This is a genomic window from Acinetobacter sp. 797_lipA (assembly GCF_058243025.1).
In genome coordinates, this window is sequence record NZ_JBZAYQ010000001.1 from 1642377 (window position 1) to 1664218 (window position 21842).

General features: G+C 40.2%; 24 protein-coding genes and 1 pseudogene. 15 read left to right on the plus strand and 10 right to left on the minus strand.

What is annotated here, in order from left to right; all coding sequences use genetic code 11:
• The first annotated feature begins 9 nt into the window (after positions 1-9).
• Positions 10-1236 carry an MFS transporter gene (locus AC4CU2_RS07930; RefSeq protein ID WP_490768593.1) on the plus strand — a complete coding sequence of 409 codons (1227 nt, stop codon included), beginning with the start codon at positions 10-12 and terminating at the stop codon, positions 1234-1236.
• Between the two features lie 19 nt (positions 1237-1255).
• Here the strand turns inward: AC4CU2_RS07930 and AC4CU2_RS07935 are convergent, their stop codons facing one another.
• Positions 1256-1957, minus strand: a complete 702-nt coding sequence (locus AC4CU2_RS07935; RefSeq protein ID WP_148826154.1) for an LrgB family protein — start codon at positions 1955-1957, stop codon at positions 1256-1258.
• 9 nt (positions 1958-1966) lie between these two features.
• Positions 1967-2383, minus strand: a complete 417-nt coding sequence (locus tag AC4CU2_RS07940) for a CidA/LrgA family protein (protein ID WP_490768594.1) — start codon at positions 2381-2383, stop codon at positions 1967-1969.
• 100 nt (positions 2384-2483) lie between these two features.
• On the opposite strand from AC4CU2_RS07940, the gene AC4CU2_RS07945 reads away from it, so the two are divergent.
• The 3 genes from AC4CU2_RS07945 (at position 2484) to AC4CU2_RS07955 (ending at position 6353) form a co-directional block, all read left to right on the plus strand.
• Positions 2484-3383, plus strand: a complete 900-nt coding sequence (locus AC4CU2_RS07945; protein WP_005399541.1) for a LysR substrate-binding domain-containing protein — start codon at positions 2484-2486, stop codon at positions 3381-3383.
• Between the two features lie 206 nt (positions 3384-3589).
• Entirely contained in the window at positions 3590-5731 is a 2142-nt protein-coding gene (gene mtlD, locus AC4CU2_RS07950; RefSeq protein WP_490768595.1) for a bifunctional mannitol-1-phosphate dehydrogenase/phosphatase, read from the plus strand.
• Positions 5732-5864: 133 nt separating this feature from the next.
• The gene (locus AC4CU2_RS07955) at positions 5865-6353 is read left to right on the plus strand and encodes a winged helix-turn-helix transcriptional regulator (RefSeq protein WP_279739788.1); all 489 of its coding nucleotides are present in this window, start codon (positions 5865-5867) and stop codon (positions 6351-6353) included.
• Positions 6354-6355: 2 nt separating this feature from the next.
• Here AC4CU2_RS07955 and AC4CU2_RS07960 read toward each other — a convergent pair whose 3' ends face one another.
• From AC4CU2_RS07960 to tusD, 4 genes are read right to left on the minus strand one after another with little or no spacing between them, the layout of a single operon-like run.
• Complete coding sequence (locus tag AC4CU2_RS07960) at positions 6356-6667, minus strand: TusE/DsrC/DsvC family sulfur relay protein (RefSeq protein ID WP_490768596.1); 312 nt, start codon at positions 6665-6667, stop codon at positions 6356-6358.
• Between the two features lie 14 nt (positions 6668-6681).
• Positions 6682-6963 (minus strand): DsrH/TusB family sulfur metabolism protein, encoded by a 282-nt coding sequence (locus AC4CU2_RS07965; RefSeq protein ID WP_125273650.1) that lies wholly within the window; start codon positions 6961-6963, stop codon positions 6682-6684.
• A gap of 10 nt (positions 6964-6973) precedes the next feature.
• Positions 6974-7324 (minus strand): hypothetical protein, encoded by a 351-nt coding sequence (locus AC4CU2_RS07970; RefSeq protein WP_125273651.1) that lies wholly within the window; start codon positions 7322-7324, stop codon positions 6974-6976.
• A 44-nt stretch (positions 7325-7368) separates the two neighbouring features.
• Entirely contained in the window at positions 7369-7737 is a 369-nt protein-coding gene (gene tusD, locus AC4CU2_RS07975) for a sulfurtransferase complex subunit TusD (protein WP_078425621.1), read from the minus strand.
• Positions 7738-7808: 71 nt separating this feature from the next.
• Here tusD and AC4CU2_RS07980 point away from each other — a divergent pair, with 71 nt between their 5' ends.
• From AC4CU2_RS07980 to AC4CU2_RS07995, 4 genes are all read left to right on the plus strand, one after another.
• Entirely contained in the window at positions 7809-8816 is a 1008-nt protein-coding gene (locus tag AC4CU2_RS07980) for an NAD-dependent epimerase/dehydratase family protein (RefSeq protein ID WP_262470164.1), read from the plus strand.
• A 111-nt stretch (positions 8817-8927) separates the two neighbouring features.
• The gene (fumC, locus tag AC4CU2_RS07985) at positions 8928-10322 is read left to right on the plus strand and encodes a class II fumarate hydratase (protein ID WP_490768597.1); all 1395 of its coding nucleotides are present in this window, start codon (positions 8928-8930) and stop codon (positions 10320-10322) included.
• Between the two features lie 107 nt (positions 10323-10429).
• Positions 10430-10921, plus strand: a complete 492-nt coding sequence (locus tag AC4CU2_RS07990) for a hypothetical protein (RefSeq protein WP_490768598.1) — start codon at positions 10430-10432, stop codon at positions 10919-10921.
• Positions 10922-11107: 186 nt separating this feature from the next.
• On the plus strand, positions 11108-11710 hold the full coding sequence (locus AC4CU2_RS07995) for a nitroreductase family protein (RefSeq protein ID WP_490768599.1): 603 nt from the start codon (positions 11108-11110) through the stop codon (positions 11708-11710).
• A gap of 58 nt (positions 11711-11768) precedes the next feature.
• Here the strand turns inward: AC4CU2_RS07995 and AC4CU2_RS08000 are convergent, their stop codons facing one another.
• A complete protein-coding gene (locus AC4CU2_RS08000) occupies positions 11769-12323 on the minus strand; it encodes a thermonuclease family protein (protein WP_490768600.1) in 555 nt (184 codons plus the stop codon).
• A 214-nt stretch (positions 12324-12537) separates the two neighbouring features.
• A complete protein-coding gene (locus tag AC4CU2_RS08005) occupies positions 12538-13455 on the minus strand; it encodes a LysR family transcriptional regulator (protein WP_490768601.1) in 918 nt (305 codons plus the stop codon).
• Between the two features lie 94 nt (positions 13456-13549).
• Here AC4CU2_RS08005 and AC4CU2_RS08010 point away from each other — a divergent pair, with 94 nt between their 5' ends.
• The 7 genes and pseudogenes from AC4CU2_RS08010 (at position 13550) to AC4CU2_RS08040 (ending at position 19451) form a co-directional block, all read left to right on the plus strand.
• Entirely contained in the window at positions 13550-14791 is a 1242-nt protein-coding gene (locus tag AC4CU2_RS08010) for an acyl-CoA dehydrogenase family protein (protein ID WP_005399529.1), read from the plus strand.
• Between the two features lie 96 nt (positions 14792-14887).
• On the plus strand, positions 14888-16009 hold the full coding sequence (locus tag AC4CU2_RS08015) for a phosphotransferase family protein (protein WP_490768602.1): 1122 nt from the start codon (positions 14888-14890) through the stop codon (positions 16007-16009).
• Positions 16006-16704 carry a histidine phosphatase family protein gene (locus AC4CU2_RS08020; protein WP_490768603.1) on the plus strand — a complete coding sequence of 233 codons (699 nt, stop codon included), beginning with the start codon at positions 16006-16008 and terminating at the stop codon, positions 16702-16704. Before AC4CU2_RS08015 ends, AC4CU2_RS08020 begins: the two co-directional genes overlap by 4 nt.
• Positions 16705-16719: 15 nt before the next feature.
• Positions 16720-17463 carry an SDR family oxidoreductase gene (locus tag AC4CU2_RS08025; RefSeq protein WP_490768604.1) on the plus strand — a complete coding sequence of 248 codons (744 nt, stop codon included), beginning with the start codon at positions 16720-16722 and terminating at the stop codon, positions 17461-17463.
• A 152-nt stretch (positions 17464-17615) separates the two neighbouring features.
• Positions 17616-17939: a pyrimidine/purine nucleoside phosphorylase gene (locus AC4CU2_RS08030; RefSeq protein ID WP_490768605.1), complete on the plus strand. Its 324-nt coding sequence runs from the start codon at positions 17616-17618 to the stop codon at positions 17937-17939.
• A gap of 178 nt (positions 17940-18117) precedes the next feature.
• A pseudogene (locus tag AC4CU2_RS08035) lies at positions 18118-18827 on the plus strand (SGNH/GDSL hydrolase family protein).
• 30 nt (positions 18828-18857) lie between these two features.
• On the plus strand, positions 18858-19451 hold the full coding sequence (locus tag AC4CU2_RS08040; RefSeq protein WP_490768606.1) for a uracil-DNA glycosylase family protein: 594 nt from the start codon (positions 18858-18860) through the stop codon (positions 19449-19451).
• A gap of 62 nt (positions 19452-19513) precedes the next feature.
• Here the strand turns inward: AC4CU2_RS08040 and AC4CU2_RS08045 are convergent, their stop codons facing one another.
• Together AC4CU2_RS08045 and AC4CU2_RS08050 are read right to left on the minus strand one after the other, a co-directional pair.
• Entirely contained in the window at positions 19514-19951 is a 438-nt protein-coding gene (locus tag AC4CU2_RS08045) for a hypothetical protein (protein WP_335997104.1), read from the minus strand.
• Positions 19952-20209: 258 nt separating this feature from the next.
• Positions 20210-21763, minus strand: coding sequence for a phospholipase D family protein (locus tag AC4CU2_RS08050; protein WP_490768607.1), 1554 nt, complete (start codon positions 21761-21763; stop codon positions 20210-20212).
• Between the last annotated feature and the right edge of the window lie 79 nt (positions 21764-21842).

A 21842-nucleotide genomic window follows, 5' to 3' on the forward strand; every position in this document is an offset into this window, starting at 1 on the left:
AATAATAAAATGAATAGCAATAACAAAATCTTTATTGCAGGCAGCCTTGCCAATGGCGCTTGTTTTTCGATGATTTTACCTTTACTTGCACCGTTTATTCGGCAACTGGGGCTGACGGAACTGCAAGGGGGTACATTGGTTTCGGCTGGTGCTTTGGTGATGGCCATCTCAGCTATTTATATTTCTAAACAAACCCAAAAATTTAGTATTTATCAGCTTTTAAGTATCGGTTTTATCGGTATGGCGATCACTTGGGGCTTATTTGCGGCGGTACTCAGTTATGGGCTGAGTTATGCCATTTCATTTGCTGCTTTGTTTAGTTTATTGATATTGACCCGTGCCAGTACTGGCTTTTTTATGGCGATGCCACAAATTGCGCTGCAGAGTTATGTCATGACGGCTTTTCACAGTGAACAGGAACGTAGCCAGAATATGGCGAAGTTTGGCGCGCTGAACAGTTTAGGCGTGGTGATAGGTCCTTTAGCGACGACATTATTGTTGACATGGAGCATGTTGACACCATTGTGGGGTGCAGTGGCTATTTTAACTGGTATGGCGGCTTGGATTGTACTAGGCTTTCAAGGAAAGCAAGCATCACAGACTCAAGAACGGGAGGATACCACGGCTAAATTACAAGACGTGTCTATAGAAAAGCTGCAATGGTCAAAGTTAGGGATTTGGTTATTGCTGGGCTTTAGCTTATATGTCGCGATTGTCACCCTGAATTTAACCGCTGGATTTTATATCCAAGATCGATTCCATTTCGATACGTATCAGAGTGCAGTGTATTTTTCTCAGTGTTCATTGATTGTGGGGATAGCACTGGTTTTGATGCAATTGATGATTTCAAAATGGTTTAAATGGTCAATTAAACAATTACTTTGGACCGGTCTTGTGACGATGGTTTTAGGTTTATTACTTTCACTGAGTGCCAGTCAGATTTGGACTTTCCAAGTAGCTTATATTTTTTATGGTATCGCCGTGGCCTGTTTAATTCCAGCTTTTACCACGGGGGCAGCCCAAACCGCACCAGCCACGCTACAAACTAAAATTGCCAGTTTATGCACAGCTACGCAAGCACTGAGTTTCGTTTTTGCACCTTTACTAAGTACAGGCTTATATCAATGGAATCAACATTTACCCTATTATTTTTTATTGGCGTTGATGACGGGGCTGATGATGTACTTTAGCTTTAAACATATACAAGCCAACAAGGATCTCAGTAGTGTGGCATGAGATCCTTGATCGAAGAGGATTAACCAAGAAGATAAACAACAGCGTGAATTAAACTTGGGCCAAAAAGAACCATAAAGATACCTGCCAAAACCATACTGAGGCAGGCCGCGACGCCTTCTTCTTTATGACGTCTGAAAGCAGTGCTGGTACCAAAACCATGTGCGGCACTACCCAAGGACGCACCTTGAGCAAATTTAGAATCCAGTTTTAGAACAAGTAATACGCTGTTAGCCAAGAGTCCACCAACGATCCCCGTAATCACAGTAAATAAAATCACCAGCTCGACTGAGCCTCCGACGGCTTGTGTGACTTCCATGGCAAAAGGGGTAGAGATAGAGCGGCTCATCAAACTATAACTGGTTGCAGCATCGAAATGGAATAAACGTGCCAAGTAAAAAGAGCTGACTACGCCAACCAACATACCCATGATAATGCCCAAAGCAATCGAAAAAGCATGCTGTTGAATGACTTTGCGATATTCATAGATCGGGATGGCAAATGCGACCGTTGCAGGACCTAACATCCAGACTAACCATTTGCTGTAGTACATATAGTTGTCATACTGAATGTTGAAAAACACCAGACATAAAATAATCAGACAGGGAATAAAAACCGCTGGTGAGAGCAATACATACGGGTGTTTCTGATAAAACTTTTTACCCCAAAGATAGGCCAGTACAGTTCCAATAAAACAGATCAAGGCAACGAAATGAATATGCATGATCGTTCCTTAAATGTGACTTTTCAACTGCTGTGACTGCTTGGGCTTTTTTTGAAACTTGGCTTCAAGCTTAAAGCCCAAGAAAACACAGTATGCAGTGCAGGTCATCACGCAAATGGTCCCAAGGACAATAGATAAAACGAGTTGCCAACCTTGGGTAAGAAAAAGATGTTTGTATTTGATTAAGCCAATAATACAAGGAATAAAAAACAACAACAGTTCAGCTAAAAGTAAATCCGAACCCGACTTAATCCAGTCCAGCTTAAATAGACCCGCTAACAGAGAAATAAGTAAAAGCGTTAGACCCACGACCCCACCTGATATCGGTAAAGACAGGGCGACTTGTATCAGCGTTCCGATATACCAAATCCCAATCAGCAAACCTACTTGAAGAGTAGAACAATAAGGCAATTTGAACGAACGCATTGGAAGATCACAGAGTATAAGTTGTTGGTGTTATTTTAAGTTTGACCTGATCTTGTAATTATGAATAATAAAATAATAATTATGTTTAATTGGAATAATTTTGGATTTTAAAGCGCTAAAAATATTTGTGCAGCTGGTGAAAAGTCACAGTTTTAGTCTTGCTGCGGAGGAACTATCTGTGACTCAACCCACTATTAGTAAATCTTTAAAACAATTAGAAGACGAGATAGGACTGCCTCTATTTCATAAAGGTGAAGCAGGGCGCAAGCGAGAAGTCAAACTGACCTATATGGGAGAACAAGTTTATCTACATGCCGTGCAGATTTTGCAGCAGGAGCAACAGATCTTTGAAGCAGCAGATCAAATTCGTGGGTTGAAACAAGGTGTGCTGAGATTGGGGTTGCCACCTTTAGGCTCAGTATTGTTGAGTTCCTTAATTGTTAAATTTCACAAATTGTATCCCAACATTGAGTTGAACTTTTTAGAAGTCGGTGCAACAGGCATTGAAGAAGCCATTTTGGCCAAAAAAATTGACGTTGGGATTTTATTGGGCGAGTTAAAACCCAGCATTCAAGGCATTCAAATTATCGATTCACCGTTGTGTTTGCTTTCCAACTACGATTCACAGTGGAGAAAGCGCGATGTGGTACAGTTTGCTGAACTTAAAGAAGAGTCATTTTTACTGTATGCAGACACCTTTACTTTAAACCATGTGATTCTAGATGCGGCGATGGCGGCTGGTTTTGAACCCAAAGTGTTATGCAAAAGTAGCCAGTGGGACTTTATTGCCAAAATGGTCGAGTCAGGTGTCGGTATTGCTTTATTGCCGCAAATTTATTGTGAGCAGTTAGATCGCGCAAAATTCAGCGTCAGTCTAGTGGAACAACCAAGCTTGCGGTGGAACTTAAATATGGCATGGAATTCAACCGTGGTGATGAATCCTGCAACACGTGCATGGTTATCGATCATTGATGAATATAAAGATCAAATTCATTTTTAGAAGTTTTATCTTCAGACACGCTTTATTAAAAAAATGATCTACATGGTTACGTTTTGATTACTTAATATTACCTAGTGGTTACAAAAAAACGCCTAAATGCTAATTTATTGATCAATAAACAGACAAAAATGTTTCATAAAATCAGATCAAAGTCTCTGTGCCCGATTTTTGTATAGTCTAAGTGCAAACATAAAAACGGAGGCTAAATGTTTAAATTTAAGAATGATATTGTGCATGGTGCGCTTTTTGACATGGATGGAACAATGTTTGATACCGAGCGTTTACGGTTTCAAACCTTGAAACAGGCATCCAAAGAGCTGATTGGGGTTGAGTTTTCAGATGCCTACCTTATGGCATGTTTAGGTTTAAGTGCCCGAAGTGCGGAGGCCTTGGCGCAAAAGCAATATGGACAGGAAGTTCCCTATGCTGAGATTCGTAAGCGTGCAGATGAATTAGAATTAGAAACAGTGCGCCAATATGGTGTGCCGATTAAAAAAGGTTTGGTACAAGTTCTAGAACGCTTACGTAAAGCAGGATTACGTATGGCTGTGGCGACCTCGAGTCGAAGAGCGATTGCTGAAGAGTATTTAATCAATGCCAATGTTTATAAGTTTTTTGACGTCTTGGTGTGTGGTGATGAGGTTGAAAAGGGGAAACCACATCCTGAAATTTTCTTAAGTGCGGCACAAAAACTAAACCTTGAACCTGCGCAGTGTTTTATGTTTGAAGACTCGGAAAATGGTATCCGCTCGGCACATGATGCTGGGGGCATCTGTGTACTGTTTAAAGATATTAAAGAACCCAATGCAAGCATGTTGGCACATGCCAATTATTATTTTGAAAATATGTATGACTATCTAACGGAATTAGATATCTATAGCACGCATCTGGAAATGCCCAATTTACAAGAAAGCTTTCCCCAAACTTTAAATCAACTGACCGTGGGAATTCATGGATTTGGTGCCATTGGCGGAGGCTATATTGCACAAATACTGTCGCATTGGGATGGCTATACGCGTCCTAAAAAAATCTATGCATCTACCCGAAACAGTTTATACCGTTCAGCTGTAAACGCTTTTGGGGCGTATTGTATTCGCTATGGGCAAGTGTCTTATGATGAGCGTATTGAAAATATGCATATTATTGATGCTGAAGACTTACAGCAGATGCATGCCATGTATGTCGAGTCGAGTTTAATTGCGATTTGTTTGGCGGAAAATGCTTTAGTCAGTGAAGCAGCAACCATTGCACAGGGCCTCTATGCACGCTATCTGGCGCAAGATGAGCAAGTTCAAACGCCACTGACGCTGTTAATTATCTTAAATAAAATTGGTGCTAAGCAGTTGGTTCTAGAGCGAGTACGTAAAGCATTGGTAGAGTTAACAGACCATGCTGTTGCCGACTTTATTTTAGAGCAACACTATTTCTGCGATACGGTCGTCAACCGTATGGTATCTAAGCTGAGCGATAAAAATCTATATCGTCAACTGTGCATTAAATACAATATTTTTAAGCAATATCAACTTGATGACGAGAGTAATCAAATTGAAGTTGAAGATGTCAGTAAACTGAGTGCAGAACAAGAACGCCGTGCCAGTGAATATGTAGAAGATTTAAGACAAAATTTCCAACCGAGTCATATTTTACAGCATATGGATTTAATCCTTTTCAATGCTGAAATGGATATGCCGATCTATGTGGAAAACAAAAGTCCCTTACTCAGTAAAATGCGTCAAATGATTTTGGTAGATCAAATTTCAGATATTCAGCTCATTAAAAACCGCTTATGGAATGGCGTACACGCCATGACTGCGTGGTATGCCAGCCTACTCGGGCATCAGACCATTGGTGTAGCGATGGGCGACCTGCGAGTACAGTACTACGTTGAAAAGCTGCTTGCAGAAGTGACGCAGGGTCTGGCGCATTATCTGCCAAAACGCAAAAATGATTTAACGCGCTTAGCCCGAAGTTTTGATCAATCTTGCCAGTATGCCTATAAAGATCCATGTAGTCGGGTTGGGCGTGATCCATTGCGTAAGTTGAGTGCATTTGAACGTGTATTTTCATCGGTCGCATACAATGTCTCGCATGGGTTTTCTTTTGAAGCGCTATTAAGTGGTGCGATCTTTGGCTATTTGTATTTGATGGAAGAAGAGGAACAGCCCATAGATCTGTTGTTAGGGCATTTGAAGAAACAACTTCAACAGATGAACCTGTCAAAAGCGCACAAAAAAGCGCTGTATTATGTCATTCAAAAACGTCTCAATGAATATCAAAAAGGTGAGCTGGGAATGGAAGATTTTATGATCCCTGACCAACCCCAAAATACTGAAATGAGCTGTGCTTAAGCCTTCATGACGTTCAGATTTCTTTGAGCCGTCTTAAATGTTAAAAAACCATAAGAAAAGCTGGGTAAAAAGAGCTTTTCTTATGGTCTTAAATCTTTTAACGTTAGACCTAAGAGAGACTTGGTTTTTTACAATGAAATGGGATGAGATCGGGGAACAACCGTGTTCAATTGCACGAACGCTGTCGGTGATTGGCGATCGGTGGACGATGTTGATTTTACGAAATGCATTCTTGGGTGCACGCCGTTTTGAAAGTTTTCAACAAAACTTGGGTGTCACTCGTCATGTGCTTTCTGAGCGTTTAAAGCGCTTAGTTGAACATGATATTTTGGAGAAAAGACCCTATACAGATCGTCAAGAGCGCTTTGAATATTGTCTGACTGAAAAAGGTTTGGCTTTATACCCAGTGCTGATGTCCATGGCAACATGGGCCGATCAATGGATGGACGAGGGTTTAGGTCGTCCCGTGCAATTTATTCATAAAACCTGCGGGCATAGCATTCAGCCACATTTGGTTTGTAACGAATGTGGTGATGTCATACATGCCAAAGACATCAAAGCGATACCGACACAGGTTTATGTCGATGCTTTAGCTGCTCAATCAGACGTTAAACAAGCTTAAGTTTATAAACAGTTTGCAGGTTTTGGCACGCCTGCCAAACGACTCAGATGGCGCGCTACAAGCCCAGTATTAAACTTTTCTTGCAGTATGGCATTATTGATGTCTGCACTGACTGTTTTCATTAAAAACTTAATCAGCGGACGTGTTGCAGGTGAGTGTCCAAACTGTTGGTAAAATTGACGCACTGCCATGAGGATTTCAAAGTGCCAATCGGTCAATTCAAGCTCTAAAGATTTTGCTAAATCTTTTGCAACATCTTGATTCCAAATGGTGTAATCGACTAAATGACCATCTTGGTCTAATTCTAAATTCATCTAAACACTCAAAACTATTTCAAACTGATACAACGACTATGGTTTAAGCATAGCTCAGCAAACCTAGTATAGCTGATGGTTTCTAAATTACTCGGATGGACAGCAGCAATATTTTCAGCATCCTGTTCAAGCACAAATACACAAGCTAACTGCTGAATAAAAGTATGCTCTATATAAAGGGCTGCATCACCCATTAAAACCACATCATCCCCTGATTGATAGAGGTTTTGTAATTTACTCAGCGCTTGTTCCGTCGCGGAAAATGGAGACTGCATGAGATAAAGTGTTTTGCTCATAATTGTTTCCTTACCAATACAACACATGGTCAAACTGTTGTATTAAATTGGCATTGAGTTCAACACATTCAATTTCTTGCTCTGTTTGTTGAACAAAAGCAGAAGCTTGATTGTTGGTTTCAATCCAAATTGGGCTCAGGTCATAAAACTCAAAGCTATCAACCATATTTGAAGCCAGTTTAAACGCATGTTTTAAGGGTTCAAATGACTGAGCATTGTTTAATAAGCTGAGTGCAGCATCTTGTAATAAGACTTTGACTTCACAGCCAAAAGTCGCAAGAACCATGGTTGCAGAGAGGCTTTCATGCACCTGCAAAGAGTTCAAATTGGCTTGGGTTAAAATAACCAGTACAGATTTCACACAATATACCTTTTAAAAGCAACAAATTCTTGAAAACTTAGCACTTAGAATTGAATTAAGCGCTTTGCAGACTGAACGGCATCGGCTAGTTCCCCTAGGCCTACCAAGTCAAAACCTGTAGCAAGATTATGCTGTGCTAACTGATGACGCTGTGCATTTTCGGCATCGGTAATTCCTCGGGCTAAGGCTGCACTTACACAAACGGGTAGGCGAATGGCGAGTTTTTGCCACTCAGAACATAGATTCCGTTGGTCGTCAGGTACCCATTGCAGGGCATTGGCAACTTGAACAGCATCTTGGTAGAAAAACACTCGAAAGGGTTCATTTTTCCCATGCAGTGCTTGTGCTAAACCTAAAGCATGCCATGCATGAATTGAACTCGGTGCGGAGGTAATTAGTAATAAAGTACTCATCAAACTTCACTAGAGGAATGTCCAAACCTTGCTTGGTACATTCGGACTTCATAATAAAAAGGTAGTATACAATGATTTTAGTGACTGGTGGTTTAGGCTTTATAGGCTCTCATATTGCTTTGAGCTTTATGGCGCATGGGCAAGAGGTCATTATTGTAGACAATTTATCCAATGCGAACTTGCAAACTCTTGAACGATTAGAATTTATTAGTGGCATGTACGTGCCTTTTGTCAAAATTGATATACGAAATACGCCTGCTTTAAACAAAGTTTTTGAGCAGTATTCCATCGATGCAGTGGTCCATGCAGCAAGTTTTAAATCGCTTGAAGAATCGGTACTGAAGCCTTTGGAATACTATAATGACAATGTCAGTTGTATTATGAGTTTACTGCGTGCCATGCAGCGCACAGGTGTCCGAACTTTGGTTCATCTTTCAAGTCTTGCGGTCTATGGTGAATCCAGCCTACATTTAGAAGAAGATTTAGAGCTGAATTACGGCTATCCAAACCCGTATATAAAATCGCAGCAAATGGTCGAAGAAATTATTCGAGATACAGCAAAAACGGATAATGAATGGAAAATTGCAATTTTAAGAATGGGCAATGTCGCAGGCGCATTTGAAAATGCGATGCTCGGAGAATTGTTTCCGCCTTTACCGAAAAATATTATTCCACTGTTGATGCAAGTCGCTGCAAAACAGCGTGATCATATTGAACTTAGAAAAAGTGCACAAACCACAGACCATACCGTAGAGCGTAGTTTTTTACATATCCTCGATGCCTGTGATGCGATTGCTGCTTCGTTACAATGGTTAAGCACTCAACAGTTTGCTTGTGAAGCTTTTAATATCGCAGGTCAAAGTGTGTCGATACAGCAGTTGGTTGAAAAAGTTGAAAGCGTGACGCAAAGTGACATTGCTACAGTCGATGTAGTTGATTCGAACATTGTGGAATTAGATCAGGTCGCAGCAGAGTGTAGTAAAGCGAAAAACGTTTTACACTGGCAAGCGAAGCGCAGTTTAGAACAGACCCTTGAAGATGGATGGCGTTTCTACCGACAAAGTTTAGATGGCCGTTAATTAATTTATGGATAACGATTATCATTTGCATATTTCTGCTTAATCATTAAGATAAGGAAAACAAGCGCAAAATAATCATTTTGCAATTCACTTAAAAAGGAAGAGGTTAAAATGCAAACACGTATTGAACATGACACGATGGGCGAAGTTGAAGTACCGAGCGAAGCACTTTGGGGTGCTCAAACTCAGCGTAGTTTGCAAAACTTTAAAATTGGCAGTGAACGTCTACCACGTCCAATGATTCGTGCCATGGGCTTAGTGAAAAAAGCAGCAGCACAGACCAATGCTGAACTTAACCAAATTCCACAAGAATTGGCGCAATACATCGTGGGTGCTGCGGATGAAGTGATTGCAGGGCAGTGGGATAGTCAGTTTCCTTTGGTGGTATGGCAAACTGGTTCAGGCACACAAAGCAACATGAACTGTAATGAAGTGATTGCCAATATTGCTAATCAGAAACTCGGCAATCCTTTAGGCGCACAAAAACCTGTACACCCGAATGATCACGTGAACCGTGCTCAGTCGACCAATGACTCGTTCCCAACGGCGATTCATGTCGCAGCAAGTATTCAGATCAATGAATTACTGATTCCTGCGGTTACCCAGCTTCGAGATACTTTAGAGGCAAAGTCTCAAGCATTTGCTGACATCGTCAAAATTGGCCGAACTCATTTACAAGATGCGACACCCTTAACCTTAGGCCAAGAATTTAGCGGTTATGTTTCTCAGCTCGATCACGGCTTAAAGCGTTTACAACAAGCACTTTCAGGTTTGTATGAGCTGCCTTTAGGTGGAACGGCTGTAGGTACAGGGCTGAATGCTCATCCTGATTATGCAGAAAAATCAGCGGAGCAACTGGCACAGTTGACTGGACTGCCTTTTGTGACTGCACCAAATAAATTTGAAGCATTGGCTGGGCGTGATGCAGCAGTGTTTGCCTCGGGTGCATTAAAAACGCTTGCGGTAAGTTTGAATAAGATTGCCAATGACATTCGCTGGTTGGCAAGTGGCCCGCGTTGTGGTTTTGGCGAGTTACGTATTCCAGAAAATGAGCCAGGCTCAAGTATTATGCCGGGGAAAGTGAATCCGACTCAAAGTGAAGCGATGACCATGGTGGTGGCTCAAGTCTTAGGCAATGACACCACGATTAATGTTGCGGGTGCATCGGGTAACTTTGAGTTGAATGTATTCATGCCAGTGATTGCGTTTAATTTGTTGCAGTCGATTCAGCTTTTGGGTGACGCATGTAATAGCTTTAATGATCACTGTGCAGTGGGTATTGAGCCAAACCGCGAAAAAATAGATCACTTTTTACATGACTCACTCATGTTGGTCACAGCATTAAATCCTGTGATTGGTTATGAAAATGCAGCCAAGGTCGCTAAAACTGCCTACAAGGAAAATAAAACCTTAAAACAAGTTGCGGTAGAAATGAATTTGGTCACGGCAGAGCAGTTTGATGAGGTGGTGCGTCCTGAGCAGATGATTTCACCAAATGTAAAATAGCCCTTGGTCCAGATGCTCAACTAAAGAGCAAATGAACATCAGCGGTTTTTATCTTTGGGCGAAGTCGGTACAATGGTCGACTAAAGATAAACTGCTGATGAGTTACCATGCTTGATATTTATTTGACAGATGTTCAGAAAAACGTGCAATTTAACGATTATCCGGGTGAACATCCTGTTAAATTTGTTTTAAATTTCAAAAAGATTTTCCCAAGTGTTATGGAGTTATTACTTCCTGTACTACCTGAAAATGAAAATCTTGAAGAAATGACATGGGAATCAACTACGGCTGACTTTGAACTTTTCAAACTGTTGTTGAGTGGTTGGGGCGTGATTGAATTACGCTTAAACGCGATCAAACAGTTTAAAGATAAAGATTTTGCCGATGCTCTAGTGAAACGTGCACAACAAAAGCGCAAAGACTTTGCAAAAGCACAGCAACAGTTGAAAACAGTTGAACTCGATTATTTATTTATGCATGAGATTCATGCATTGATCGATGCAGAATTGGTTGAACTGGGTGAAAAGTTCTATCTACCCGTTCTTCGTGACTTATGGAAAAATAAAATTTCCACTCAAGTCTTAGAAGCCAAATTTTAAGTCATTCAAAAATCCTCCAAATGGAGGATTTTTTATATCGATAGCAAAACTATGTATTTGCGAGCACAAGAAAGTATTTAAACTGCATCTAAAGCAATAAATTTTATTATTTGGTCAAATGTTGGAATTAATATTGCTTGATACATTGCGTCATCATTCACAGTATAACCGTAAGGATTTTATAATATGTCAAATCAGTTCATCGACTTAATCACAAAGCGTCGTACCATTTATGCCATTGGTAAAAAGGTCGACCATAGCCCTGAATTTTTAACTGATTTGATTCAAACTGCCATTAAACAAAGCCCATCATCGTTCAATTCACAGTCATCTCGGGCGGTAATTTTATTTAATACGGAACATGAAAAGTTTTGGACTTTTGTGGCTGAAAAACTGAAGTCTTATGCTAAAGATGAAGAAAGTGCGGCTAAAACAACGGCAAAAATGACCAGTTTTGCAGCAGGTGTAGGTACAGTTTTATTTTTTGAAGATCTGGATGTAATTCAGGGTCTACAAGAGCAATTTCCATCTTATGCTGAAAATTTCCCAGTATGGGCAGAGCATTCAACTGCAATAGCGCAGTTTGCAACTTGGACTACATTACATACCTTAGGTTTAGGTGCATCTTTACAGCATTACAATCCAATTGTAGATGAAGAAGTCCATGCTGAGTGGGATGTGCCTGCAAGTTGGAAACTGCGTGCACAACTGGTCTTTGGTTCGGTTGAGGGCGAAGCCAAAGAAAAAGGCTTTGTGGATGATGCTGTACGCTTTAAAGTCTTCAAATAATCAATTAAAAAGCCGCTTCATATGGAGCGGCTTTTTAGACTTAGTCTTTACAGATCGACTACTTCTTCATTTTCCGGTAGTCACTCGGACGAATAGGGCGGGTGCCGCGCCATAAACCTTTCTTGTGCTTTTTCGCATGGCTTTGTAAAGCATTCATATGTTTCAAATGCTTTTTATCTTTAATATAGTCTTCATAGACCCATGCCGCACCACGTTTGACCATTTCTTCATTCATACTTCTCCGAAAACGGTAGATTTCACCTACACAACGACCGAAACGATCAATGTCTGTAATGCGAACACGAACCACTTTCCGATAAACCATTTTTTTGATTAAGCGTTTTGATTCAGGCCCATAGCTTTGAGTGGACTCAGGCGCATCAATATAGGCAAAGCGTAATTTGGTTTCTGAGCGTCGAAAGTTAAATCGATAACATGTTAGCGTATCACCATCACTTATAGCCGTAATTCGGCACCAATAGGTTTTACCTTTTTTAAAGGGATGGAGAAATTGGCTGAGAGCATTTTGTATTTTATAAAAAGTAAATACCAGTATCAGGCAAAGGGCGAAGCCAATACCGATGAGCCAGCTATTGGACAGGTGATCAAACATAGAGGAGAGCAATGGAAAATAAAAATATCAAAAAGACATTGTATGGCAGATACACTATTTAAAATGCGTTAAGTGATCTCAAGTGTTTATTTTTTATAATAAAATAGATGTTTAATTAAACAAGTAAACTGGAACAAACTTTTAACAAAATAAAAAAGCCAATAGCTAGTTTATCTAGAAATAGCCTAAGCAAATTTATGAGATATAAAATAGCCTAAGCAAAAATTTTATAAATTTCGCTTCTTAAAAAATGATGTCTTTTATTCTCTATTAAATTTTTATGCCAAAAAATTCCAATATTCATTTGCGTCAGTTTTACAGGAACATCAAAAATATTGAGTAGAGGGGAAACATGTAAATGGCTCAAAATATTTTGAGGAATCGTTAAAATCGCATTGGGATATTGCTCTAAAATTTGTAGCGCAGTGGAATAGTGCTGACAACGCAAAAAAACCTGCCTAGACAGCTGCTTACGATTTAAATGAACATCTTCAACCAAAACACCAGTACGCCGCGAAGATACACCAATATGCGGTGCAGCCAAATACAATTCAGCATTGATTTGCTGGAGCTGAGTACAAGCCACAAACTGGTCTTTGACCAAGCTCTCAAATTGAATTTTATCGCCAAAGTTTTGTTCCAAATCAATTACAAAATCAATTTGCTGAGAAACTAAATCAGCATCTACTGTTTTACGGTCAAGCTTGCTACTCATGAACTGAATACTTAGTCCAAGTTTCTGAAAGTGAGCAACTAACTTTGGGAAAACAATTGGTTCGATTTCATCATGAATCGCAATTTTTAGGCTTTGAACCATGTTGGGGTCGAAGCTTTGCTGCTGCATGGAAATACTTTGAATTGCAATTAAAGCATTTTTAATAATTAGGTAATTTTGTTCTGCAAAAGGTGTTGGAAGCATTTGGCTGCCAGAGCGAACAAATAAATCATCCTTTAAATGGCTACGTAGACGCTGCAAGGCATGACTAGCAGCAGACTGCGTAATCGACAAGATTTGAGCTGCTTTAGAAATACTTTTTTGCTCATAAATTGCAATAAAAAGCGGGTATAAATTGATATCGATGCGATGAAAAAGCCCCATATCAATGGGTGACTTACTATGAATACTGTTCATGCTGATCTATAAAATAAAATCATTTTGTTCATATTAGTTTTCAGGTTATGTTGATGTAAAGCGAAAATATCAAAATAGATCGAAGGAAGCAGCCATGTTTGAACTTTCAGCACGTGCTCAAGATTATGTAGAACGTACCAAACAATTTATTCAAAACGAAATTGAGCCGATCGAAACTGACTTTTGGCATGAGGTACATGAACTGAACCAAGGTGGCGACTGGACCAAATGGCAGTGGCCTGTACAACTTGAAACGCTCAAAGCCAAAGCAAAAGCTGCGGGTTTATGGAATATGTTTTTGCCATGTCCTGAATTGGGCCAAGGTCTATCGGTTCAAGAGTACGCTCATATTGCAGAACTCACAGGTCGCAGTCTTCTTGCGCCGACCGTATTTAACTGTAATGCGCCTGACAGTGGCAATATGGAAGTATTGTGGCGTTATGGCTCTGAAACTCAAAAGCAAGAGTGGCTTACGCAGCTTTTAGATGGAAAAATTCGTTCTGTTTTCTGTATGACAGAACCAGCTGTTGCTTCATCCGATGCGACCAATATGCAAGCAACAGCCGTGATCGAAGGCGATGAGATTGTGCTAAATGGCCGTAAATGGTGGTCTTCAGGCTTAGGTGACCCCAATGCCAAAATAATTATTTTTATGGCACATACACCAGATGAAACTAAAGATCGCCACCATCAACACTCGATGGTTTTAGTGCCTGTTGAAACGGCTGGAGTCAAAATAGAACGAATGTTACCAGTCTTTGGTGACTACGATGCACCCCATGGTCACGGCGAAATTAGCTTTAGTAATGTTCGTGTTCCTGTTTCCAACTTTATTGGTGGTGCAGGTCAAGGTTTTGAAATTGCCCAAGGTCGTTTAGGCCCGGGTCGTATTCATCACTGTATGCGCTGCATTGGTGCTGCGGAAAAATCTTTAGAGTTGATGATCGATCGTGGTATGAGTCGTACTGCATTTGGCAAAGAAATTTTAAAATTAGGTGGGAACCTAGAGCGCGTGGCTGATGCACGTGTCGCAATTGATCAAGCACGTTTATTAACCTTGTATGCTGCGTATAAAATGGATACTTTAGGGAATATGGCAGCGTTAACTGAAATTTCTGCGATTAAAGTAGTTGCGCCAAGTGTGCTTGAAAAAGTGGTCGATATGGCGATTCAAATTCACGGCGGAGCAGGTGTTTCGCGTGATACGCCTTTGACAGGTTTCTTCGCTCAAGCACGTTCACTGCGTTTGGCTGATGGACCAGATGAAGTCCATAAAGGCATGATTGCAAAATTAGAATTGGCAAAACGTGGCTATAGTACGCGTCGTAAAAAATAATAGAGGAGAAGATCATCTCTTTAATTCATCGTGTTGAAATAAGAATAGATGATCTTCTAAGTTATAAAGAAAAGATTGAGAGTTTGGGAAAAAAGAATGTCAGCGATTGATGTAGGTGGAACAGTTCGGGCAGGTGAAGAACTGGATGCTGTAGCCGTAGAAAACTGGCTCAAAGCACAAGGTGTCGATCTACAAGGGCAGGTTGAAGTCACGCAATACTCAGGCGGTGCATCTAACTGGACGTATAGATTGAAATACGACAATGTCGATCTAATTCTACGCCGCCCACCCAAAGGTACCAAAGCTAAATCTGCACATGACATGGCACGTGAATATCATGTGCAAAAGAATTTAACCCCTTTTTATCCTGTACTTCCCGAAATGGTTGCATTGTGTCAGGACGAATCTGTTCTTGGCTGTGACTTCTACGTGATGAAACGTGTAGAAGGCATTATTCCACGTGCCAATTTACCGAGAGAGCTAGATTTTAAAGAAGCCCAAGTTCGTGAGTTGTGTGTCAATGTGATTGATAAATTGATCGAACTTCATCAAGTGCCATACCAAGGCACAGAACTTGAGAACCTTGGTAAAGGTGAGGGTTACTGTCGTCGTCAAGTGGAAGGTTGGGACGCTCGTTTTGAAAAAGCCAAAACCATTAACGTCCCTTCATTTAAATATGTGCGAAAGTGGCTGAAAGATAACATTCCAGCAGACTCAAAAACTTGTGTAATTCATAACGATTGGCGTTTTGATAATGTTATTTTAGATCCGAATCATCCGACACAAATTATTGGCGTTTTAGACTGGGAAATGGCAACGCTTGGCGATCCACTCATGGACTTAGGTTCGGCTTTGGCATATTGGGTTGAAGAGTCGGATAGTGCACTTTTTAAAGCGACACGTCGTCAACCGACAAATCTTAAAGGCATGTTCACACGTAAAGAAGTGGTCGATTATTATTTAGAAAAAACAGGTTTAGAAGTAGAAAATTGGACCTTTTATGAAGTCTTTGGTATTTTCCGTTTAGCCGTGATTGCCCAGCAAATTTATTATCGCTATCACCACAAACAGACCAATAACCCTGCCTTCAAAGATTTTTGGATTTTGATTCATGCTCTCCATATTCGTGCACTTAAATTGATTGGTTTACAAAAAATTGAAGCCAATGAAGTCGCTCAAAAATACATTGTCAAAATGAAGGAAATATTAGGCAAATGACCACTATTTATTTCATTCGCCACGGGCAAGCATCCTTTGGTGCAGAAAGTTATGATCAACTCTCTCCCAATGGTGAGCTCCAAGCTAAAATTTTGGGTCAATATTTTGACCAGATCTTAAAAGAAGCACCCGTGGTGGTTTCAGGCTCTATGCAGCGACATCAACAAACGGCATGTATTTCTTTGGCTGAGTGCTTTCCTGAAGTAAATGTCTTAACAAATTCTGCATGGAATGAGTTCAATCATCAGCAAGTCTTTGCTCATTACGAACCGCGTTTTAATGAGCCACATTTACTCAAAGCTGATGTGGCTAAAGAATCCAATCCACGTGCATATTTGGCCAAGATATTTGAAGGGGCAATTGAACGCTGGACAAGTGGCGACTATCACCATGAATACGATGAATCATGGCCTGAATTTAAAAGTCGGATTGAAGTCGCTTTACAAGATTTGTGTGATGAACTGGCTCAAAGCAAACCGCGCTATGCTGTGGTGTTTACTTCAGGCGGTGTAATTTCAGTGGTTGCAGGTAAGCTGTTGGGTTTAAGTCCAAATAAAACCTTTGCGCTTAATTGGGCCATTGCCAACAGCAGCATGACCACATTACGACTGGTGGGCAATGAACCGCAGCTTTTAAGTCTCAATGAACATCATTTTATTAAAGCCGAAAACTCAAACTTACTGACATGGATCTAAGGACAGGATTAAGACATGGCTAAAACAATTTTAATTACAGGGGCAAGTTCTGGCATTGGTGCAGGTATGGCGCGCGAATTTGCACAAAAAGGCTATAACTTAGCAATTTGTGCACGACGCTTAGATCGCCTTGAAAGTTTAAAGCAGGAACTTGAAAGCAAGTACGGGATAAAAGTCATCCCTAAAGTTTTAGATGTGACCAATTACGATCAAGTGTTTGAAGTTTTTCGTGCATTTAAACAAGAATTTGGTCATTTAGACCGTGTGATTGTGAATGCTGGAATTGGAGATGGGCGTCGAGTTGGCAAAGGCAGTTTTGCGATTAATAAAGCCACGGTTGAAACCAACTTTATTTCAGCTCTAGCGCAGTGTGAAGCTGCAGTTGAAATTTTCCGTGAGCAAAATACAGGGCATTTGGTTGTTATCTCTTCTATGAGTGCAGTCCGCGGTATGCCGAAACATTTGACAGCGTATGGTGCAAGTAAAGCAGGTGTTGCACATTTGGCCGAAGGTATTCGTGCAGAACTGCTCAATACCCCAATTAAAGTCACCACGATTTTCCCTGGCTATATTCGTACAGAAATCAATGAGGGTGCAAAACCACTACCTTTTGAAGTGGATGAAAAAACAGGTTCACGACTGTTGGCCGCAGAAATTGAAAAAGCCCCTGTAAAAGCCTATGTTCCTAAATGGCCGTGGTTACCACTTGGTTTAGCAATGAAAATTTTACCGCTGAAATTGGTCAATAAACTGGGTTAATGATTGAAATAAAAAGGCTGTAAATCAGCCTTTTTATTTTTAACTATGCCACTGCCTTCTAAACACACGTTGCTATTTCCAGATGATCATTTGAGTGCATTCATGAGTTGGTCATAAACTCGAGGTAGCATTGAAGAAAAAAGGTGATCAAGATGTCCACACAATTCGACTTTGTTTCAGTTAGAAAAAAGCCCAATGTTCATTTTGGTGGGCGCGCAATCAGTCATGTCATTCAATGTGAAGATGGTTCACAAAAGACCCTTGGGGTTATTTTGCCTACAGATCAACCGCTGACTTTTGAAACGCATGTCGCAGAGCATATTGAAATTGTTTCAGGTCAATGCCAAGTTAAAATTGGGCTACAGACTGAAATGAGACTGTATCATGCAGGTGAAAGTTTTGATGTTCCTGCCAACAGTCGCTTTAGTATGATGGCAAGTGAGGTCGTAGATTATATTTGTCACTTAGAAAAATAGCCGAAGACAAAGATTCAAATTGTTAGAATAACATTAAGTCTTATAATTTTTTGATTTAATAGATGTTTTATTATTTACTTTACAGCAATATTTCTGAAGAATATTTAAGTCTGTGTATCGGTGCAATTCAACGTATACTATTTTCATCTCTCCGCTAGCTTAGACCCAGTCACTGAATATGCGATTAAAAATTTATACGCTGGCTTTGATTCCAGTCATTCTATTTCAAGGTTATGCCGTCAAAAAAATACACCAAGATTGGCTGAACCCGAAGGAGAGCGCATTGGACAAAAAGGCGTGGGTAAGTCGCTTGCTTTGCTCATTTTGGGGGATTCAGCGGCGGCTGGTGTTGGTGTAAATGTTCAAGATGATGCCTTATTGGGTTCAATTTTAAAAGAACTGTCCTCTGAGTTTAGTATTCAATTTTATTTACACGCAACGACGGGATTCACCACAGATCAGGTCATTCAGTCCATCCAAACGCTTGATACACAGCATTTTGATGTCATCATTACTTCTGTGGGCGTAAATGACATTACAAAATTCACTTCGCCGCAGGCTTGGATCGCAAAACAGAAACAGCTTTATCACATACTCAAACATAAATTTAGTCCACAACTAACAATTTCATCTGGTGTCCCCCCGATGGATCAGTTTCCTGCACTTCCAAACCCACTTGCATGGTTGTTTGGTCAATATGCCAAAGCAATGAACTTAGAATTAGGCCAATTTGTCGCACAGCAAAATCAGATGGAGTGGATAGAGTACGATCTAAAGAAGTTTTTGGCTTTAAACTTAGCTATGGCCGATGATGGTTTCCACCCCAGCAAAGAAATTTATCAGTATTGGAGTAAACAAGTGGCTGAAAAAATACGCCAATCTTTTTAAAATGCAATAAAGACAAATTTTTTATAGCTTATGACACATTCAGTTGAAATCGAAAAACATCCACTTAAACCGTTCCTGCCAGCTAATGCCAAATTATTGATGCTGGGCAGCTTTCCGCCGCCCAAGACCCGCTGGAAAATGGACTTTTACTATCCAAATTTTCAAAATGATATGTGGAAAATATTTGGCTTGTGTTTTTTCCAAGATAAAAATTATTTTCTCAATATCGAGCAGAAGACATTTAAAGAACAACAGATCCGTACATTTTTAAATGAAAGGGGCATTGCGATTTTTGATACGGCCTATGAAGTGATTCGCCAAAAAGGCAATGCTTCAGATAAGTTTTTGCACATTATTACCCCAACCAATGTGCAACATTTACTTGAAAAAATGCCCGAATGTCATAGTGTGATGACCACTGGCGATAAAGCTACTGATACGCTTATGCTGTCTATGCCTACAGGTACGTTAAAACCACAAATTGGCATGAAGTCCGAGACACATTTTGCTGGGCGAGAGCTGAGGCTTTATCGGATGCCATCTTCTTCTCGTGCCTATCCTTTGGCTTTAGAGAAAAAAGCCGAGGCTTATTACAACTTATTTTCTGAAATAGGCTTACTTTAGGTCACTATTTGGATTATCCACATGACTGAATGTTCCAGCCATTCGTAGATAGTTGGTCTGCTTTAGTCTTCGTACTCAACATAGTCCCAGAGATTAAGCCGCGCTTTAATCTGTTTGCGTAGTTGTGGCAGCATAGGAAATAATGTTCCATCAATCCATAGGCTGAGTGCACCTGCCGAAAGTGGCTGTTGCGATTCATCGATCAATTGTGCACCTTTCACCAAAACAAAAGTCTCTTCGCTTGCAGCTGTTTCGATCCCTTTAAACTGAACCAAAAGTTCATGGCCTGTATCTTGGATTAGCCACTCCAGTTCAATTTGGATATTTTGATTAGATTTTAAAACGACTTGGCCTTCAACGATGTTACTGTTACTCAAGCAGTCATGCTCAACACGCACTTTACTTAGAAACCATTCTTGTCGAGCAAGCTCTTCTAGCGTTTTGTAGGGGGTTAAAATATTACTGAGATTAAACTGACGACTTAAATCAAAAAATTGCATTACTAAACTTTATAAAGGAGAGATAAAAAAGAAGGGCTGCATGTTAAATCAAAGTATGTACTGAGTAAAACCTTTCAAGCCCTTGCATGAATTTAGGTATCAGATCCAATTATTCTGTTCGAGTCTTATATTCAAAGTTGTTCATTAAGAAGAGCAATAGATAAAGCATTTTTAAGCTGAGCCTAAAAAACAAAGCACTCAGCACAAACGGAAAGCTATCGTACGTTAGAGAATATTTATGATGTCACTCATATGTAATTACATCATCCATTCAATGGGTAGGTATGACACGGCTTTCATCATAAAACGCTGAAATTTTGTAGTTTCGGGTTCTTTTTGATGTTCAATGACACTTCCATCTTTTTGATGTTCAAGCCAAATGATATCGCCTTGAGGATTAAGCTTTAACTCATATGCAATATGCGGGAGAAATTCATCTAACTTGTGTGAGATTGCATTTTGCAATTGATCTGACTCTATCACTAAGCCCACTTCTGTATTTAAATGGGCTGAGCGTGGGTCAAAGTTAAACGAACCGACAAAGACTTTTCCGTCTATATCAAAAAATTTGGCATGTAGCCGTGAGGAACTTCGACCTTTAGCTGGAATCACATGACCAGTTGCCACTTCATACCATGTGTATTTTTCTCGTTCGATATAGGGTTTAAATTCATATAATTTAACGCCATTTTCGAGTAAGCCACGGCGATATTTTTTATAAAATGCATGCACAATGGCAACGTCATTAGCCAATAACGAATTGGTTAAGACCCGAACTCGAGTTCCATTTTTTGCCAAATTGGAAAGGTAGTCGGCACCTGCTGTGGTTGGAACAAAATATGCGGAGACCAGCTCCATATGCTTTTCAGGCTTGCCCATCAAATCGAACATTTGTTTGACAATGATTTCATCCGGCTTTGCTTCACCACGAATTTTATTGGGAGAATCGGCAATGAAATGTGCTTTTGCCCAGTTAACAGGATGTTTGGTTAGCTCTGAATCGACTTGTATCCGAGCCAAATCAATTTTCTGTTCAATCACATTTTTATCTAAGGCATCCGCTTCATAGTGCTGTTTTAATTGAGCCAGTTCTTCTTTTGTTCCACGACCCACTAATTGGGGAATTGTATAACTGAGATCATCATTCCAGAAATTTAGAAAGACGCTATTGGCATGTTCTACAGCTTGCCCATAAAACAAAATGTCCAAATCGGTAAATTGGAATTTTTCACTGGCATCAAAGTATTCACTGCTGATGTTACGACCACCAGTTACCGCAATTGCACCATCAGCAATGATCAGCTTGTTATGCATACGATGGTTAATGTGATTGAAGCGGAAAGCATAATCAATCACACGTAAATGACGGTATTTGTAAGGGTTAAATAATTTGATTTCAAAATTGGGGTGAGCGGTCAGCTTTTTGAAAGTTTCATCAAGTGCCGTGCCGTTTTGGTCATCAATCAATAAACGTACTTTCACGCCACGATCCGCAGCATTCAGCAGTTCGTGCAACATCATATGGCCTATAAAGTCATCTCCCCAAATATAGTATTGGACATCTAGACTGTGCTTGGCCTCTCGTATCAAGTGTAAGCGTGAGGCAATGCTCATAAATGCTTCGTCCAACGCCAAATAAGCCGTAAGTCCCTGTTTTTGCTGTGCAGATACATCTTGACCCTTGAGCCAATGCTCTGCATATACCTCTACAGGGGCTGAAGGCTTAGCCTGATTGGGGGCGAGCTGGCATCCCGCGAGTGTTAAAACGGTGCTCAGCAAAATCAGGGGTCGACAATGAGTTGGTATCGCCATATTTCTTTTAAAGACCTAATTTTTATAAGTTATATATTTCACATGTTATAGGTTGAAACAGAGAATAAAAAGCGGTTAC